Origin of the sequence: Paractinoplanes ferrugineus (genome assembly GCF_016862195.1) — a bacterium.
Lineage (GTDB): Bacteria > Actinomycetota > Actinomycetes > Mycobacteriales > Micromonosporaceae > Actinoplanes > Actinoplanes ferrugineus.
Genome location: NZ_BOMM01000016.1, coordinates 291,598 through 308,651 on the forward strand (window position 1 = coordinate 291,598; position 17,054 = coordinate 308,651).

Below are 17,054 nucleotides of genomic sequence, written 5' to 3' on the forward strand. Positions count from 1 at the left end.
CCTAATGTCCCTAGGTTAAATCCTAATCTACCTAGGTCCACCGATTCCTGCGGTGCGGCGCCCGGCGCGGCGGAGGGCTCAGGTGTGGCGGCCCCGGATGTCGCCGACCAGGCTGACGCCGGCCGCCGCGAGCACCACCTGGATGATCAACTCGATCCAGTCGACGCCGGAGGTGTCGGCCACCCCGATGACCGCGGCGATGAACGTGCCGATCAGCGCGGCCGCGGCCCCGACGAGCGCGGTCAGCCAGATCGGGATGTGCTGCCGGCCCGGCACGACGAGCCGGCCGAGCGCGCCGACGATCAGACCGACGACGATGGCGGTGACTATCCCGGTGACGGGCACGACGAGCTCCTAGGTTGCCGGATGCTGCGACGTTAGCGCCACCGGATGGGCCTGGACCGGGATGGCGACTGTGCGTTCGCTGAGACCCGCGCCGGGCCGGGGCGGGCGGCGACGCCGAGCGCGCCCCACGGCTGGTCGGCGGTTCCACCACGAGGTCGTGGTGGTCGCCGATCGAGAGAATCACCGTCCCGTTCGCCACCGGCTCGTAGTCCCACAGCTTGCGGGCGGGGTCGCGACCCGGCCCGGGTTCGGCGAGCCGTCCTCCTGTTACATTGCGCCGGTCCCATGACGTAGTCCTGCTAAGCGAGGCCCGGCGTGCAGACCAAGCCCCTCCGCCCCGAGGATCCTCGGCTGCTGGGCGGCTACGAGCTGCTCGGGCTGCTGGGCGAGGGCGGCATGGGTGCGGTCTATCTGGCCCGGGCCGGCGACGGCCGGCGCGTCGCGGTCAAAATCATCAAGCCGGAGTACGCCGCCCAGGCCGAGTTCCGTGGCCGGTTCCGCAGTGAGGTCACCCGCGCCCGGCAGGTTCCGCCGTTCTGCACCGCCGCCGTGCTGGACGCCGATCCCGACCATGAGACCCCCTACCTGGTCGTCGAGTACGTGGACGGCCCGAACCTGGCCCAGGTCGTCACCGAGCGGGGCCCGCTGACCGGCGGCAACCTGCACAGCGTCGCGGTCGGCGTGGCCACCGCGCTGGTCGCCATCCACGGCGCGGGTGTCGTCCACCGCGACCTCAAACCGCCGAACGTCCTGTTCGCCCTGGGTTCCCCGAAGGTCATCGACTTCGGCATCGCGCGGGCGCTCGAGTCCACCACCGAGCACACCCGCCCGGATCAGATGGTGGGCACGCTGTCCTACATGGCGCCGGAGCGGCTGGACGGGGCCGCGGCGACACCGGCGGTGGACGTGTTCGCCTGGGGCGTGCTCGTGGCGTACGCGGCCACCGGCCGTACCCCGTTCGCCGCCGACTCCCCCACCGCGACCGCCGTCCGGATCCTCACCGCCGAGCCGAACCTCGACGGGCTCACCGGCACCCTGCGCGATCTGGTCGAACGTGCGCTGGCCAAACCGGCCGACGCCCGGCCGAGTGCCCAGGACCTGCTCGACATGCTGCTCGCCGCCGGCCCGGAGGCGGTGTCCCGGTCGCCCCGGCCGCGAACCGAGCCGGCCGTGCCACCCGTGGCGCGGCCGAGCCGCTGGCGCCGGCTCGGTGGGCCCCGGCCGGCGGCGATCGCCGCCGCCGTGCTCGCCGTGGCCGTCGCCGCGGCGCTGGGCATGCGGTCGGTCCGGCGGGACGACCCGGCGACCGGCGCCGTCCCCGCCGCGGTGTCCACGTCGCCGGCCGGGACCCCGGGTTCCGCGTCGCCGGCCGGGATATCGGTCGTCGACGCCCTCACCGCACCGGGGAGATGGCCGGCGAAGAGGACCGAGAAGTACAGCTGCGAATTCGACGAGGACGGTTTCGTGGTCACCTCCGACTCGACCGACGAGGTCGTCTGTCCCGGTCCGTCGGCGAGCCTCGCCGGCGACCAGTCGGTGAAGGTGAACTTCCAGGATCTGACGCCGGACGCCTGCGCGCTGGTCCGGTTCCGGACGGCCGGGAAGGCGGGGTACGGGCTGAGCGTCTGCCCGCAGACCGTGTCGTTCACCCTCTATCCACGCAGCGGGGAGGCCCGCACGCTCAGCTACGTGAACGCGACAGTGGACGTCGCGAGCCGCCACCAGATCAGGATCGACGTGGCCGACAACATCGCGAAGTGCCGCCTCGACGGCAGATCGGTGCTGACCGCCGTCGTCGACGATCCCGGGCTGAGCCAGGGCACCTTACGGCTCGGACTGGTCCAGTCCGAGGAGGGCTCGGCGGGTTCGGTGCACTTCGCCAACCTCGAGGCCCGGGCGCTCTGACCGGCCCGGACGGGGCGGCGGCGTCACGTGGTGGGTGCGAGCCGGGCGGCGCCGAACGAGACCGAGAAGCGCTTGCACCAGATGGCGACGCTGGCGAGCCGGTCGAGGTCGGTGCCGGCCGGGACGGCGTACCGCTGGTTGCCCCGGTTTCCCTTGAGCCGCCCCAGCTCGAGCCAGGTCCCGTCGTCGAAGACGCGCCACCCCGGTGCACCGGGGCGCACCGGCTGGTCGGAGAGCCAGAGTCGCAGGTCCGGGCCGTTCGACGTGGCGAGGCCGACCAGTTCGAGGACCTGCGAGCCGTTCCGGTCGCGGATCACCCGGGCGACGCCGCTGGTGTCGTGCTCGTGGCTGATGAACTCACCCTGCCGCACCACGACCGGGCCGGACGGCGGTGGCGATGCGGATGCCGATGCCGATGCGGATACCGAGGCGGCGGCGTTCGGCCGCGCCGGCACGGCGGTGAGTGTCTCGTCGACCGCCCGATCGGTGACGAGTTTCCACGGCTGGAACCAGTAGAGACCGGCCCCGGCCGTGAGGGCCAGCACCAGGGCCGCGAACCAGGCCAGCGGCCGGCGGATCAGACGCGTCATCACCCGCTCAGTACATCGCATCGGACCGGCGGAATTTCTTACCGAACGGTGACGGCGTGGGTAGCGTGTGATCCCGGCGGTGGGGCCCGCCGGCGAATTTTCTGGTCGGGAGTCATGTGATGGATCTGCGGTCGGCGCCGGTGCTCGGCGTGATCTCGGCGGGTGGGGTGCTCGGCGCGCTCGCCCGTTACGGCATCGCCGCGGCCTGGCCCCACGCGGCCGGTGCCTTCCCCTGGTCGACGCTCGTCATCAACGTGACCGGATGCTTCCTCATCGGAGCGCTGATGGTGATCGTCACGCGGGTGGCGCCCGACCAGAAGCTGCTGCGGCCGTTCGTCGGGGTCGGCATCCTCGGCGGTTACACGACGTTCTCCACCTCCATCGCCGACTTCTACCAGGCGGCCGGGGCCGGCTCACCCTGGGTGGCGCTCGCCTGTCTCGGCCTGACCCTGCTCGGGGCGCTGGCGGCGGTCTGGGCGGGCACCGAGCTGACCGGCCGGCTGGTCCGGGCATGACCCTGCTGCTCGTCGCGATCGGCGCCGCCGTCGGTGCGCCGCTGCGCTATCTCACCGACCGGGCCGTGCAGTCGAAGCACGACTCCGCCTTCCCCTGGGGCACGCTCACCGTCAACGTGGCCGGCTCCTTCCTGCTGGGCCTGCTCACCGCCCTGCCCGCCGACCCCGGGAGCAGAGCCCTGCTGGGTACGGGATTCTGCGGTGCCCTGACGACGTACTCGACGTTCAGTTACGAGACGCTGAAGCTGGTGCAGCACGGCAACCGCCGGACCGCCCTGGCCAACGTCGCCGGGTCGGTGCTCGCCGGGCTCGGCGCGGCGGCCCTCGGGATCGTCCTGGGCCAGGCCGTCGCCTGAGCGCCGCCGGCCACCGGGAACAGCCGGCGTCGCCCGGCCGGGGAGCCGAAAGACCCTACTGGCCGGCGGTCCGGCGGCCCGATCATCAAGAGGTGCCCGGCACCCGGGCCCGGGTGCCGGGGTGAACCTCGTGCCGCGCACGTTGCCGCTGATCGCGGCAATCCCGGAGAGGAGAGAGCCATGCCCTCGCTGAGCGTCTTCGACCTGCTGGCCGTGCACGACTTCGTCGCCGACCTGCCCGGGGACTGGATCACCCGGCTCGCCGGGACCGGCCATCCCGTCTATTACGGTACGGGGCACCGGCTGTTCCGCGAGGACGGTGCGGCGGACCGGTTCTGGCTGCTGCACAGCGGCGTGGTGGCGATCGACTTCTACGTGCCGGGGCGGGGCGACATCGTCATCGACCGGGTCGGGCCCCGTACGCTGATCGGCTGGTCCTGGTTGACGGTCCCGTACCGCTGGCAGTTCGGCGCGGTGGTCGCCGAGGACGTCCGGGCTGTCGAGTTCGACGCCGCGGCGGTGCGCAACCTGGTCGACGAGGACCCCGAGCTGGGCCGCGAACTGACCGCCCGGATCCTGCGGGTGACCGCCGACCGCCTGCAGAAGGCCCGGCACCGCCTGGTCGAGCTGTACGCGTACCCCGGGGTGACGAGTTAGTCTGGTCGGCATGCGCTACGCAGGTACCGCCGCGATGAGGTTGCGGGCTCGCCGCTGACGGCGGCCGGCTCACTCTGATCTGTTCCGCCGTCCCGGTGTCCCGCCGGGCGGTGCCTGACGCTGCCCGGCTCCCTGACGAGCCGAGAGCAGAACAATGCGAAACGCGCACATCCGCGCCGAGAACATCCATGTCGTCCTGGGCGGTCGCCCCGTCCTGTCCGACGTCAGCGTCACCGTCTCGACCGGTTCCCGGCTGGCCGTCGTCGGCGAGAACGGCCGCGGCAAGACGACCCTCCTGCACGTCCTGGCCGGTCTGCGCCGGCCCGATTCCGGCACGGTGCGGCGCGCCGGTTCGCTCGCCGTGGTGCGGCAGGAACTCGACGCGCACGGCGGCGGGACGGTGGGCACGCTGGTCGCCGACGCGATCCGGCCGGCGCTGCTCGCGCTGCGCGCGATCGACGACGCCACCGCCGCCCTGACCGCCGGGAGCGAGGCGGCCGCGGACGCGTACGCCAACGCCCTGGAGGCGGCGACCCGGCTCGACGCGTGGGACGCACCGCGCCGGGTCGACATCGCCCTCGCCGGCCTGGACGCCTGCACCGACCGGGACCGCCGGCTGGACACGCTGTCGGTGGGACAGCGCTATCGGGTCCGGCTGGCCTGCGTGCTCGGCGCCCGCGACGATCTGATGCTGCTCGACGAGCCGACCAACCACCTCGACGCCGGCGGCCTCGACTTCCTGACCGGCCGGCTGCGGCACCATCCCGGCGGGTTCGCGGTGGTCACCCACGATCGGGCGCTGCTGCGCGACGTGGCCGGTGAGTTCCTCGACCTGGACCCGACCGCCGACGGCCGGCCGCGGCTGTACGCCGGCGGCTGTCCGGGCTGGCGCGAGGGTCGCGCCCGGTTGTGGGCGAGCTGGCTCGCGGAGTACGCGGCCGAGCAGGCCGAGCACGAGCGGCTGAAGGTGGCGGTGTCCGAGGCGCGCGACCGGTTGAGCACGGGATGGCGCCCCGACAAGGGCACCGGGCGGCATCAGCGACAGAGCCGCGCCCCGGGCATGGTGCAGGCGTTGCGCCGCCGCCAGGACACTTTGGACGAACACCGGCTCACGGTTCCCGTACCCCCGCAGCCGTTGCTCTGCCCGGATCCGGCCGCCCGTCCGGGCGTACCGTTGCTCGATTGCCTGGGGGTGCGGGTGACCGGCCGGCTGAGCGTGCCCACCACCCTGGCCCTGAGCGGCGGTGACCGCCTGGTCGTGACCGGCCCGAACGGCGCCGGGAAGTCGACGCTCCTGGCCGTGCTGGCGGGCCGGCGGGAGCCGTCGGCGGGCGAGGTGCGGCACCGGCCCGGGGCGCGGGTGGCCTGGCTAAGTCAGGAGAGCGAACCGGACGGCCACCTGTCCCCCGGCGAGCGGCGGCGCCGGCAGCTGACCGAGCTGCTGGCCGCGCGGCCCAACCTGCTGATCCTCGACGAGCCGACGAACCACCTGTCCGCATCGCTCGTCGACGACCTGACGACCGCGTTGCGCACGACCACGGCGGCGGTCGTGGTCGCCACCCACGACCGTCAGATGCTCGCCGACCTGGCCGCCTGGCCCGTTCTGCGGCTCTGACCCACTTGCTGCGGAGGTCTTTCGAAAGCACTCTCTACCTTATGCGTGACGAGGTGAAGCTTGCTGACGCCCGCTCCCTGCGGGCCTATGCCCATCCGCTGCGCATGCGGCTGATCGGGCTGCTGCGCGGGGACGGGCCGATGACCGCCACCCGGGCCGCCTCCCGCGCCGACGAGCCGGTCGAGTGGCGGACCGCCGCCGGCTTCAGCGACGCGCTCCGCCACCTCACCGCGGGCGAGCTGCGCCAGCTCGGCGAGCAGATCGACGAGCTGCTCGCCCGCTACGCGGGGGCGAAGCGAGCCGGGACCCGGCCGGTGCGGCTGATCACCATGGCGCTGCCCGCTGACTGAGACGACGACGCCGATGCTGCTCGTGCCGCCCGCCCGGGAGCCGTTCGTGCTCGTCATGCTGTTCGCGGCGGAGTTCGTCGCGGCGCATCACCGCCGGCTCGGTGCAGACGGCGGCGAGCCGGCCGGCCGCCGTCGCCGGCGTCCAGCGCACGGTCGGCTACGGCATCCGGCGATCGGCGCGGTCCCGGGTGGGACCCTGGGCGCGGCCGTCGGCGTACGCCCGGCACTGTGGATCGCCACCGCGGGCGCCCTGCTCGGGGTCTTCCGGGTGCTGTTCTCGCCGGTCCGCACGAGGCGCACCCTCCCGGCCGGACAACCGGGCGCGACTTGTCGGCGCCGCCGGGTAACATCGGCGCCACTCGAACACGGGGGTGTCGATGGTCTCCGAGCGTGTGCGCCTGCTGCGCCTGCTGCCTCGCGGCGGGCGGGCCCTGCTGGCCGCGCTCGTGCTCCTGCAGCTGATCCGGGCGGCGCTGCCGGCGGCGCTGGCCGTCGCCGTCGGCCGGCTCACCGCCACCCTGTTCACCCCGGGTGGCGGGGCGGTGCCGGCGGCCGTCGCGGTGGCCGGGCTGTTCCTCGCCGACCAGGTCGCCTGGCTGCTGATCCAGCCGGTGCGCAACCTGCTGGTCCGGCGCGTCGACGGCGACCTGCGCGGGCGGCTGCGCGCGCTCGCCACCGGGCTGCCCGGCCTGGACGTGCTGGAGAGCCCGGAATTCCAGGACCGCGTCTCGCGGGCGATCGACAACGGCACCGGGCTGGCCCGCGACCGGTCGGCCGGCAACGCCGCGGCCGGTCAGCTCGAGCTGATGGTGCGCCTGCTCAGCGCCCTCGCCGCCGCCGCGGTGGTCGCCGCCTTCTCGATCCCGCTCGCGCTCGGCCTGCTGGCCACCGCCCTGCTGCTGCGGGCGGTGATGCGCCGGCAGTGGCTGGGCATCATCGACAAGCTCGACGCCGACACCGCCGGCCAGCGCTACGAATACTACGTGGGCAGCCAGTCGGTCATGGGTGCGGCCAAGGACGTGCGGCTCTACGGGCTCAGCGACTGGTTCGGCAACCGGTTCCGGGCCGTCAACACCCGCACCTACGGCCCGGTCTGGCGGGAGCTCGTCGGCGTCCTTCGTGGACAGTGGTGGGCCGCCGCCGTGCTGGCCGGCGCGGCCGGCGCCGCCCTGGGCCTGCCGGCCGCCGCCGTCCTCGGCGAGCGCCTGGCGGCGGGCCGGCTGATCACGGTCGTGCTGGCCGGGCTCGGCGTGCTCGCGATCAGCGCGATGGGCATGGAGGCCTTCGACATCGAGTACGGTCTGCGCGGGGTGGCGGCCGCCGACGAGCTGCTCGGGGCGCATGGCCGCACGGAGCGCCGAGACGCGCCGGCCACCGGCGGGCCGCCCGCGGTGTCCTTCGAGGACGTCGTCTTCGCCTACCCGGGCTCAGCGGAACCGGTGCTCGACGGGCTGAGCGTGACACTGCCGGCGGGTCAGATCGTCGCGATCGTCGGCGAGAACGGGGCCGGCAAGACCACCCTCGTGAAGCTGCTCGCCGGGCTCTACCGGCCGACCGGGGGCCGGGTCACGGTCGGCGGGGCCGACCCGCACGAGCAGCGGCCGGCCGTGACAGTGCTGTTCCAGGACTTCGTGCGCTACCCGGCGAGCCTGCGCGACAACGTGGCACCCGGCGGCGCGGCCGACGACGACGCGGTCCGCGAGGCGCTGCGCCGGGCCGGCGCCGACAGCCTGCCCGCCGACCTCGACACGCTGCTGTGGCGCGAGGGCGAGGGCGGCACCGACCTGTCCGGCGGTCAGTGGCAGCGGGTGGCGCTCGCTCGGGCGCTGCACGCGGTCGCGACCGGCCGGCGGCTGCTGATCCTCGACGAGCCGACGGCCAACCTCGACGTGCGCGCCGAGGCCGAGTTCCACGAGCGTGTCATCTCGCAGGTCGGTGACACCACGACCCTGCTCATCTCGCACCGGCTGTCGACCGTCCGGTCCGCCGACCGCATCCTGCTCCTGCACGACGGCCGGGTCGCCGAGGACGGCACCCACGACGAGCTGCTCGCGCTGGACGGGCGGTACGCCCGGTTCTTCCGCACCCAGGCGGAGGCGTTCCGATGAGGGACTGGTGGCGGCTGCTCGCCCACATCACCCGGCTGACCCTGCGCGAGGGGCGGCGCTCGGCGGTCGTTCTCGCGGTGCTCGTCGTCGGGCAGGCCGGCGTGATCGCGGCCATGGGCCTGAGCCAGCGCGAACTCGTCGACGACAGCGCCGCCGGGGCGGCCGGGGGCGTGGTGGTCGCGGTCGTGGGCGGCGCCTTGGCGTACGCGATGAGCAGCGTGACCGGCCGGGTCCGCGGCAACCTGCTGATCTACCTCGTGGGCCGCGTCCGGGGGCGGCTGAGCGAGCAGATCCAGCGGCTGGTGTCGTCCATCCCGACCATCACGCACCTCGAGCACGCCCCCCACATCGACCGGTGGAACCGCATCTTCAACAGCTCGCAGGCCCTGTCGGCGATGCCGTGGACGGCGCTCGACTCGGTGGTCGCGGTGCTCGGGCTCGTCGTGACGGTCGGGCTGCTCGCGTCGATCAGCCCGGTGCTGTGCCTGCTGGCCGCGCTCGGCGTGCCGCTGCTGCTGGCCAACCGGCGCGCCGACCGGCTGCTGCGCGACGCCCGCGACGCCGGCACCGAGCTGCAGCGGCACGAGGAACGCCTGCACGAGATGTGCGTCCAGCCCGAGATGGCCAAGGAGGTCATGCTCACCGACGGCGGCGCCGCCCTCAACCGGCGGGCCCTCGAGCTGTGGGAGACGGCGGCGGTCCGCGAGTCGGTGGCGCGGCTGCGGGGCGCGGCCTGGCAGACGGCGGCCTGGGTGGTGTACGCGTCCGGGTTCGCCCTCGCCATCATCGTGGTCGCGCGCCTGATCCGCGACGACCGCACCACCGTCGGCGCGGCGGTGCTCGTCGTGTCGCTGGCCACCCAGTTGCAGAGCCAGTTGCGTACGGTGCTCGACAGCCTGACCGTGGCCGCCGAGGCCGGGCAGGCCGTCTCGCACTACTGGTGGCTGCGGCGTTACCCGGCCGACACCGCCGGCGCCCCGCCGCCCCCGGTCCTGGCCGACGGGATCACCCTGCACGGCGTCGGTTTCCGCTATCCGGGCGCCGAGGCGAACACGCTGCACGACGTCGACCTGCATCTGCCGGCCGGGCGGACGGTGGCGATCGTCGGCGCCAACGGGGCCGGCAAGTCCACCCTGATCAAACTGCTGACCGGCCTGCACGTGCCGTCCGCCGGCCACCTCACCGTCGACGGGGTGCCGCTCACCGAGTTGTCACCGGTGCAGTGGAACGCCCGGCTCGCCGGCGTGCACCAGGATTTCGCCCGGCTGCGGCTGCGCCTGCGCGAGACGGTCGGCGTCGGCAACGTTCGCCACATCCGCACCGGCCCATTGATCGCCGACTCGATCGCGCGGGCCGGCGCCCCGTCGTTCGACGGCCTGGAAAGCCGGCTGGGCGCCCCGTTCGGCGGCATCGAACCCTCACTGGGCCAGTGGCAGCGCCTCGCCCTCGCCCGTTCCCTGCTGCGCGAGACCACCGCCGCCCGCCCCCCGCTCTGCGTCGTGCTCGACGAGCCGACCGCCGCCCTCGACCCCCTCGCCGAACACGAACTGTTCCAACTGTTCGTCGACCAGGCCCGCACCGCCCGCCTCGCCGGCGCCGTCACCGTCCTCGTCTCCCACCGCTTCACCACCGTCCGGATGGCCGACCACATAGTCGTGCTCGACCAGGGCCGCATCCTTGAACAGGGCACCCACGCCGACCTGATGACCGCCGCCGGCCCCTACGCCGAGCTCTACACCTTGCAGGAACGCGCCTACCGCTGACCACCACCCCGCCCGCCCCGGCCGCCCCGGCCGCGCGACCGCCGCAGTCCGGCGCCGGTCCGCGCTCGCGTCATTGCCGGCCGGCGCTGAGCGCGGGGGCCCGGGTGGCGGCGATGCCCCGGTTGAGGCTGCCCCGCAACAGCGGGGTCAGCGGCCGTTCGATGTAGCGGTGCACCAGCCACGCCAGGCCACCGACGACGAGCATGGCGCCGGTGATCAGCACCCACGGCGGGGCGTGGGTGAGGTTGTGGGCGGTGCGGATCAGGGTGTAGCCGATCCGCTGGTGCAGCAGATAGAAAGGGTAGGTCAGGGCGCCGGCCACGGTCAGCCCCCGCCACTGGATCAGGTCGGCGCGGTGATGGGCGATCGCCAGCATGACCACGAAGCACAGCGTCACCAGCAGGTAGCCGGGCCAGGACGGCACCTCGAAGCCGGGGTGCACGTCGGCGAGCCGCCGGCCGAGCCGGCTCATCGACACCAGCCAGGCCATGCCGACGACGCCGTACAGCAGCGGGGTCGGCCCGAACCGGTAGATCAGGTACATCGCCATGCCGGCGACGAAGTAGGACGCGTACTCGGGGACGGCGACGAGCTCGACGAACGGCAGTTTCCAGGCGGGCGCCAGCACCGCCACGGTCAGCCACACGGCACAGAACAGGACCACTCGGCGGTACGTCGTACCGGCCCACACCACGATCGCGAACAGCAGGTAGAACCGCAGTTCGACGAAGAGCGTCCAGTAGACCGTGTCGACCGAGGCCACCCCGAGCGGCTGCTGGAGCATCGTCAGGTTGACGGCGATGCCGGGCAGGTCGGGCAGTCCCTCGACCGGCACACCACCGCTGATCGGCAGGGCCACCAGCACGGTCACGGTGATCGCGATGCACACCCAGTAGGCCGGGTAGAGCCGACTGGCCCGCGACACGAAGTAGCCGCCGAGGGTGCGCCCCCACGCGCTCATGCAGATGACGAACCCGCTGATCAGGAAGAACAGCTCGACGCCGAGGAAGCCGTAGATCGCCCAGTGCGACGCGGTCGGCAGGAAGTAGGCGGGCGGGCGCACTCCGTCGATCCGCCAGCCGACGCCGAGGTGGAAGACGGCCACGGCCACGGCCGCGAGGAGCCGGAGCCCATCGAGGGCAGCCAATCGAGGAGTGGACACCCACGGCACGCTAGGCGGCGCGAGCAACCCTTGCCGCCCTGGTGGGGATGCTGGCACAAATATCCGAGCGATTTTCACGCTCCGTGTCGGCGGTGCTGCTTTGCGTCTACGCGCCGGCGGACCTGTCGGCGTCCCAAGCCGGCGGCTCGCCCAGCCCGGTACCCCTCGCACCGTGGCCACCAGCGCCGCCACATCGGCGCGCGCCGGCCCCCGCCCTGTCCCGCGCCGGATGGATCGACTCGACCGGCCGCCGGACCGAGACGCGCAAGAGCGCCGTCACCGCGTTGGCGCCGCGCGCGAACGCATCCTCGTCGACATCGTCGGTCCGGAGTCGGTCCGGCAACCCCGTACCCGGCCACCCGATCATGACACCCCCGGAGACCGGTCAGCCGAACGCGCGCGCGGCCCACGATCCGTCCGGACGGGCGGATCGTGGGCCGCGCGGATCAGCGGGTCCAGACCTGCTTGCCCGCCGCGTCGTACAGGCGCAGGGAACCGTCGGTCCCGAGGACCAGCCACCCGGCGCTCTTGCCGTTGGTGCCGGTCGCCCAGGTCGGGTTGCCGGAGCTGTCGAGCAGCACGAGGTTGCCGTCGGTCTGCAGCTTGAGTTGCGCCCCGGCCCGGCCGGGACCCCACACGCGCGTCCCGTTACGGGTCAGGACAAGCTCGGTGGCGGTCACCGTGAGCCGGTAGTCACCCGCCTTCAGATACCCCTTCGACTCGAGAGCGCTGTTCGGGCCGAGCCGGTCGGCGCCGCACACCGCCCACACATCGGTGAGATTCGGCAGCTTGTCCAGGACGTCGCTGCTGAGCGAGACCGGGTTGCCGGCGCCGGCGGACTGCAGGCACTGGAAGGTGGCCAGGTCCGGCACCCAGCGGCGGTTACCGTCGTTGCCGACCAGCCAGGAGGTCTTCTGCGCGGCGGTGTCCCCGTCGTACTGCACGATCATGCGCTTGTAGTCACGGGCGCCGGTGTCACTGACCCACACCTTCTTGTTCGCCTTGTCGCTCAGGATGAACGTTCCGTCGTCACGGATCGACAACCACGCCGCCCCGGAGCCCATCGTGCCGCTGGCCCACACCGCCCGGCTCCCCGCGTACAGCACGAGGTTTCCGTCCTCCTGCAGGATCAACCGGTCACCGGTCCCGCTCGGCGCCCACCGGGTCCGCCCGAGCGAGTCGACCGCCCGCAGGCCACTCGCGGTCAAGGTCAGACGCGCGTTACCACCGGACTTGATGTAGGTGCCCACCTCCAGCTCACTGGTGGCGCCCATCGTGTACGCACCGCAGACCGCCCACACATTTTCCAAGTTGATGTACTTGTCCAGCGCGCCGCCGGGCAGATCGTCCGGGCCCGCCATCCCGGCGTCGTACTTGAGGCAGTTGAACGTCGACCCGTCGCTGATCCACCGCCGGTAGCCGTCGGCCCCGACGAGCCAGGCGGTCTTCTGCGCGGCGTTCTCCCCGTTGAACTGCAGGATGTGCCGGCGCAGGTCCCGCTCGTCCGAGCCGGCCGACCCGCCGTTCGCCAGCTGCGTGTCGGAGACCAGGACCACCACCGTGGTGGTGTTGCCGTTACGGAAGGCGACGCTCGACACACCGTCGTCGTACCGGGAGCTACCCGAGTCGATCCGCTGTGAACCGGGCTTCACGAACGCGGAGAACTGCGCGTAGTAGTAGAAGTCCTGGCTCGGCTCGAGCTGCCCCGAGGAGTTCAGGGTCAGCATGCCCCGGCAGGTCCGGCACGCATCGCCGGTGTTCAGGTGGGGGCCGCCGTTCTGGTCCTGGGCGAGGCTCCAGTAGATCGAGCCCTTCGAGTTGTACCGCAGCGGCCCCATCAGCATGTTGGCGACCTCCCACCCGAGGTTCTGCGCCACGTTCCTCGACTGGTCGACGAATCCGGAGCACTCGGTCATGTAGGTCGCTACCGCCATGGTCTGGTTGCCGTAGTGCGTACCGTCGTAGCAGTGGTAGCCGACCGCGTCGAAGCGCCCGCTGGCGGTCAGCGCGTCCACGTAGTGCTTGTCGTTCCAGTTGTGGTCCCAGCCCAGCACCTTGACGTCGCCGGGCAGTTTGGCCTTGAGCTGACCGGCCAGCGCCACCGAGTCACCGGCCGACAACAGCGTGGTCGGCATGGCGGTCTTGCAGTTCTGCGGCTCGTTCTGCAACGACACCATCCACGGCTTGATGCCCTTCGCGCTGTACGCGTCGACGTACTTGCGGAAGTAGTCCCCGTACGCGCCCGCCTGCCGTACGTCGAGTTCGTCGGCCTCGATCCCGCAGCCCTTCGCCTTGAGCGCACCGCCGCGCTTGGCCCAGCCCGGGGCGCTCCACGGCGTACCGATCAGTTTGAAGTTGCCGCCGGCGATCGACTTGGCCTGTTGCAACGCGGCGATCTGCCGTTTGTCGCTGGCCGTGGCGTCGGCCGAGAAACTGCCCTTGACGTCCTCGTACGTGTGCAAGTCGTGGCCGTCGGCCATCAGGTCGCTCGACCCCATCGGCGAGCGCACCATCGTCAGCCCCGCCTGTCCCGTGCCGGTGCCGAACAACGTGGTCATCGCCTGGTTGCCGTTGGACGCTCCGAGCAGCAGCGACGCCGCGGAGTCGGTCATCGCGCCGCCGAAACCGTCGATCGTCTGGTAGGTGGCGCCCGGGTTCACCGTGACCGTGGTGGCCGGGTTGCCCCAGGTCGCGACCGGCACCGGCGTCATCGAGTACTCCAGCGCGGTGCCGGCGGCGTCGGCGGCGGTCAGCCACTCCCGCGGCTGCTCGCCGTCGGTCCAGGTGTAGGTGGCCACCGAGTTGTTCGGCTGGGTGGTGGTGAACTCCCGGCTGTTCTCCCGGATCGTGAAGGTCCTGGCGTCCGGCCGGTACGGGTTCGTCGGGGTGGTGGGCGTGGGTTCCGGCGCCGTCACCCCGAAGTAGAGGTTCTCCGTGTAGTCGACGTCCGGGGTGGCGGGTTTGCCGGGCCAGTCGAAGTACTGGTGGACGAGCTCGCCCGGGTTCGAGGCCAGGTATCCCTTGCCGGCGGTGTCGTCGGCGTCGTCCCACGCCCACGGTGCGCTGGCCGAGTCGACGCCGCAGCCTCCGGCCTTGCCCACACCGCAGGCGACACCGTGGGGGTTGCCGGTGTCGTCACCGGCGAAGTTGTCGGGTTTGGCGAACAACTGGGTGTTGAAGCGGTTGTCCCACATGCCGCTGTGGACGAAGACGTCGATCAGGTCGTACTGGACGTCACGGTCGTTGGCGCTGTCCGGCACCTCGGCGGCGGTGCCGGGGTAATACATGATGCCGTCGCCGTTGCGGAGCTGGTCACCGAGGTCCGGCGACGGCTTGCGGGTGGCCCCCATGGCCCACACGGCATGCGTGCTGGCCTGCGCGGCCGTCCACGGGCGCAGGTGGTTGTCGCCGTGCGTGCTGTTCATCATGCCGATCGCGCCGTCGACGTCCTCCTCGCCGCTGGTGAAGTCGCTGCCCGCGGGAATCCACGAGTAGAAGCTGCTGTGCGACACGGTGATGACGGCCTTGAGCACGCCGTGCTCGGAGCCGTCGTTCTTGACGATCACCAGGGCGCCCTCGGAGTCGTTCTCGTGCTCGCTCGCGTCCTCCAGGTAGTCGTCCAGGGCGCCGTCGGCCCAGTCCCGCGGGTGGAAGAACGTGTAGAGCAGGTAGGAGAAGCTCGGCGTCTGGACCACCGAGTAGTAGACGTGGGCGGCCAGCGGCTTCTCGCCGGTGTTCTCCCAGTTGTCACGGGCGTTGACGTCGCCGTCGAAGTCGTACGAGGTGATGTAGTCGGACTTGCCGTCCAGCGAGGTCGTGCCGGTGGTGTCGACGTCCTGGAAGTGCACGGGCGCCCACCATGCGGCGAGCGCCGCGCGCTGGGCCTTGGTGGAGGCGACGGCCGGGGTGGCCCGCATGGCGACGACGGCCACGAACGTGGCCAGCAGCGCGAGCGCGAACGCCGCGGCGCGGATCTTGGAGTCACGAAGCAGAAGGGCCGGCGTGGTCACGGACCCACCGCGAACGACGCGGGCCGGTGACCGATGACGGATGGGACGCAAGGAGTGGCTCCCGTCGCGAAGGGTGCGAAGGCGGTCCGGGACCGCGGTCCCAGGCTGCCGCACCACGAGGGCGTTGCCCTCCGTCCACGGGCCGGTACCGGATCGGCGCCGGTCGGAGACCCCGGTTCAGCACCTCCCCCGAAGGGTGGACCCGGCCCGGATCAGGCCGGGGCGGTTCACCGGTTGCGGCGGAACGAGCGAAATCCAGCACGGCGAGATAGGCAAGACCTACGGTGAGTAGTCATGATCAGCGCATGACGTCAGACACCAAGATTCTTCTGTCCGAATCGGAGCTGCCCCGCAACTGGTACAACCTCGTGCCGGACCTTCCTTCGCCACCCCCGCCCGTGCTGCACCCGGGCACGCTGCAGCCGGTCGGGCCGGACGACCTCGCCCCGCTGTTCCCGATGGCGCTCATCGAGCAGGAGGTGACGGCCGAGCGGTACGTCCCGATCCCGGCGGAGGTGCTCGAGGTCTACCGGCTCTGGCGGCCCTCCCCGCTCTTCCGGGCGCACCGGCTGGAGAAGGCGCTCGGCACCCCGGCGAAGATCTACTACAAGTACGAGGGGGTGTCGCCGGCCGGGTCGCACAAGCCGAACACCGCGGTTCCGCAGGCGTTCTACAACGCGCAGGCCGGCATCCGGCGGCTGACGACGGAGACCGGCGCGGGTCAGTGGGGCACGGCGTTGGCTTTCGCCGGCGCCCAGTACGGGCTGGACGTCGAGATCTGGCAGGTCCGGGCATCGTACGAGCAGAAGCCGTACCGGAAGATGATGATCGAGACCTTCGGCGGCACGATCCATCCGTCGCCGTCGGAGCTGACCGCCGCCGGCCGCAAGATCCTCGCCGAGCATCCGGACTCGCCGGGCTCGCTCGGCATCGCGATCAGCGAGGCCGTCGAGGTGGCCGCGCAGAACCCGGACACCAACTACGCGCTGGGCAGCGTGCTCAACCATGTTCTGCTGCACCAGACGATCATCGGTGAGGAGGCGCTGCTGCAGCTGGCCAAGGTGGGCGCGACGCCGGACGTCATCGTCGGGTGCACCGGCGGCGGCTCCAATTTCGGCGGGCTGGCCTTCCCGTTCCTGCGGGAGAAGCTGGCCGGCCGGATGGACCCGGTGATCCGCGCCGTCGAGCCGGCCTCCTGCCCGTCGCTGACCAGGGGGGTCTACGCGTACGACTTCGGGGACACCGCCGGGATGACGCCGCTGATGAAGATGCACACGCTGGGCCACGACTTCATCCCCGACCCGATCCACGCCGGTGGGCTGCGCTATCACGGCATGTCGCCGCTGATCTCGCACGTCTACGAGCTCGGGCTGATGGAGGCGGTCGCGAAGACGCAGAAGGAGTGCTTCGAGGCGGGCGTGACGTTCGCCCGTACCGAAGGCATCATCCCGGCGCCGGAGCCGACGCACGCCCTCGCCGCCTGCATCGAGGAGGCGTTGCGCTGCAAGGAGTCCGGCGAGGAGAAGGTCATCCTGACCGCCCTGTGCGGCCACGGCCACCTGGACCTGCCCGCCTACGGCCGGTTCCTGGCCGGCGAGATGGACGACCACGCCCTCTCGCAGGACGCGGTCGCCGCCGCCGTCGCCAACCTGCCGGCCGTCCCGGCCTGAGCGACCCG

General features: G+C 72.1%; 13 protein-coding genes. 9 read left to right on the forward strand and 4 right to left on the reverse strand.

The window, feature by feature from the left end; translation table 11 throughout:
- Window positions 1–78: 78 nt before the first annotated feature.
- Window positions 79–345 carry a GlsB/YeaQ/YmgE family stress response membrane protein gene (locus Afe05nite_RS12160; RefSeq protein WP_203817121.1) on the reverse strand — a complete coding sequence of 89 codons (267 nt, stop codon included), beginning with the start codon at window positions 343–345 and terminating at the stop codon, window positions 79–81.
- A 315-nt stretch (window positions 346–660) separates the two neighbouring features.
- Between Afe05nite_RS12160 and Afe05nite_RS12165 the strand changes: the two genes are divergently transcribed.
- Window positions 661–2,250 (forward strand): serine/threonine protein kinase, encoded by a 1,590-nt coding sequence (locus Afe05nite_RS12165; protein WP_239117753.1) that lies wholly within the window; start codon window positions 661–663, stop codon window positions 2,248–2,250.
- Window positions 2,251–2,273: 23 nt separating this feature from the next.
- Here Afe05nite_RS12165 and Afe05nite_RS12170 read toward each other — a convergent pair whose 3' ends face one another.
- Complete coding sequence (locus Afe05nite_RS12170; protein WP_203817122.1) at window positions 2,274–2,843, reverse strand: DM13 domain-containing protein; 570 nt, start codon at window positions 2,841–2,843, stop codon at window positions 2,274–2,276.
- A gap of 116 nt (window positions 2,844–2,959) precedes the next feature.
- Here Afe05nite_RS12170 and Afe05nite_RS12175 point away from each other — a divergent pair, with 116 nt between their 5' ends.
- From Afe05nite_RS12175 to Afe05nite_RS12205, 7 genes are all read left to right on the forward strand, one after another.
- Window positions 2,960–3,355: a fluoride efflux transporter FluC gene (locus Afe05nite_RS12175; protein WP_203817123.1), complete on the forward strand. Its 396-nt coding sequence runs from the start codon at window positions 2,960–2,962 to the stop codon at window positions 3,353–3,355.
- Window positions 3,352–3,711, forward strand: a complete 360-nt coding sequence (gene crcB / locus Afe05nite_RS12180; protein ID WP_203817124.1) for a fluoride efflux transporter CrcB — start codon at window positions 3,352–3,354, stop codon at window positions 3,709–3,711. Before Afe05nite_RS12175 ends, crcB begins: the two co-directional genes overlap by 4 nt.
- Window positions 3,712–3,891: 180 nt before the next feature.
- On the forward strand, window positions 3,892–4,368 hold the full coding sequence (locus Afe05nite_RS12185) for a Crp/Fnr family transcriptional regulator (protein WP_203817125.1): 477 nt from the start codon (window positions 3,892–3,894) through the stop codon (window positions 4,366–4,368).
- A gap of 154 nt (window positions 4,369–4,522) precedes the next feature.
- Window positions 4,523–5,983 (forward strand): ATP-binding cassette domain-containing protein, encoded by a 1,461-nt coding sequence (locus tag Afe05nite_RS12190; RefSeq protein WP_203817126.1) that lies wholly within the window; start codon window positions 4,523–4,525, stop codon window positions 5,981–5,983.
- A 41-nt stretch (window positions 5,984–6,024) separates the two neighbouring features.
- The gene (locus Afe05nite_RS12195) at window positions 6,025–6,333 is read left to right on the forward strand and encodes a helix-turn-helix domain-containing protein (RefSeq protein WP_203817127.1); all 309 of its coding nucleotides are present in this window, start codon (window positions 6,025–6,027) and stop codon (window positions 6,331–6,333) included.
- 377 nt (window positions 6,334–6,710) lie between these two features.
- Complete coding sequence (locus tag Afe05nite_RS12200; protein ID WP_203817128.1) at window positions 6,711–8,441, forward strand: ABC transporter ATP-binding protein; 1,731 nt, start codon at window positions 6,711–6,713, stop codon at window positions 8,439–8,441.
- Window positions 8,438–10,204: an ABC transporter ATP-binding protein gene (locus Afe05nite_RS12205; protein ID WP_203817129.1), complete on the forward strand. Its 1,767-nt coding sequence runs from the start codon at window positions 8,438–8,440 to the stop codon at window positions 10,202–10,204. The genes Afe05nite_RS12200 and Afe05nite_RS12205 overlap by 4 nt, the downstream gene beginning before the upstream one ends.
- A 70-nt stretch (window positions 10,205–10,274) precedes the next feature.
- Here Afe05nite_RS12205 and Afe05nite_RS12210 read toward each other — a convergent pair whose 3' ends face one another.
- Both Afe05nite_RS12210 and Afe05nite_RS12215 read right to left on the reverse strand, forming a co-directional pair.
- Complete coding sequence (locus tag Afe05nite_RS12210; protein ID WP_239117754.1) at window positions 10,275–11,366, reverse strand: acyltransferase family protein; 1,092 nt, start codon at window positions 11,364–11,366, stop codon at window positions 10,275–10,277.
- 446 nt (window positions 11,367–11,812) lie between these two features.
- Window positions 11,813–15,376: a hypothetical protein gene (locus Afe05nite_RS12215; RefSeq protein WP_203817131.1), complete on the reverse strand. Its 3,564-nt coding sequence runs from the start codon at window positions 15,374–15,376 to the stop codon at window positions 11,813–11,815.
- A 305-nt stretch (window positions 15,377–15,681) separates the two neighbouring features.
- Here Afe05nite_RS12215 and Afe05nite_RS12220 point away from each other — a divergent pair, with 305 nt between their 5' ends.
- The gene (locus tag Afe05nite_RS12220; RefSeq protein ID WP_203817132.1) at window positions 15,682–17,046 is read left to right on the forward strand and encodes a TrpB-like pyridoxal phosphate-dependent enzyme; all 1,365 of its coding nucleotides are present in this window, start codon (window positions 15,682–15,684) and stop codon (window positions 17,044–17,046) included.
- The last annotated feature ends 8 nt before the right edge of the window (window positions 17,047–17,054 follow it).

Coding starts and splice junctions, on each gene's coding strand:
- Afe05nite_RS12175 (WP_203817123.1), top strand. CDS start 2,960: ATGGATCTGCGGTCGGCGCCGGTGCTCGGCGTGATCTCGGCGGGTGGG.
- crcB (WP_203817124.1), top strand. CDS start 3,352: ATGACCCTGCTGCTCGTCGCGATCGGCGCCGCCGTCGGTGCGCCGCTG.
- Afe05nite_RS12185 (WP_203817125.1), top strand. CDS start 3,892: ATGCCCTCGCTGAGCGTCTTCGACCTGCTGGCCGTGCACGACTTCGTC.
- Afe05nite_RS12190 (WP_203817126.1), top strand. CDS start 4,523: ATGCGAAACGCGCACATCCGCGCCGAGAACATCCATGTCGTCCTGGGC.
- Afe05nite_RS12195 (WP_203817127.1), top strand. CDS start 6,025: ATGCGTGACGAGGTGAAGCTTGCTGACGCCCGCTCCCTGCGGGCCTAT.
- Afe05nite_RS12200 (WP_203817128.1), top strand. CDS start 6,711: ATGGTCTCCGAGCGTGTGCGCCTGCTGCGCCTGCTGCCTCGCGGCGGG.
- Afe05nite_RS12205 (WP_203817129.1), top strand. CDS start 8,438: ATGAGGGACTGGTGGCGGCTGCTCGCCCACATCACCCGGCTGACCCTG.
- Afe05nite_RS12220 (WP_203817132.1), top strand. CDS start 15,682: ATGACGTCAGACACCAAGATTCTTCTGTCCGAATCGGAGCTGCCCCGC.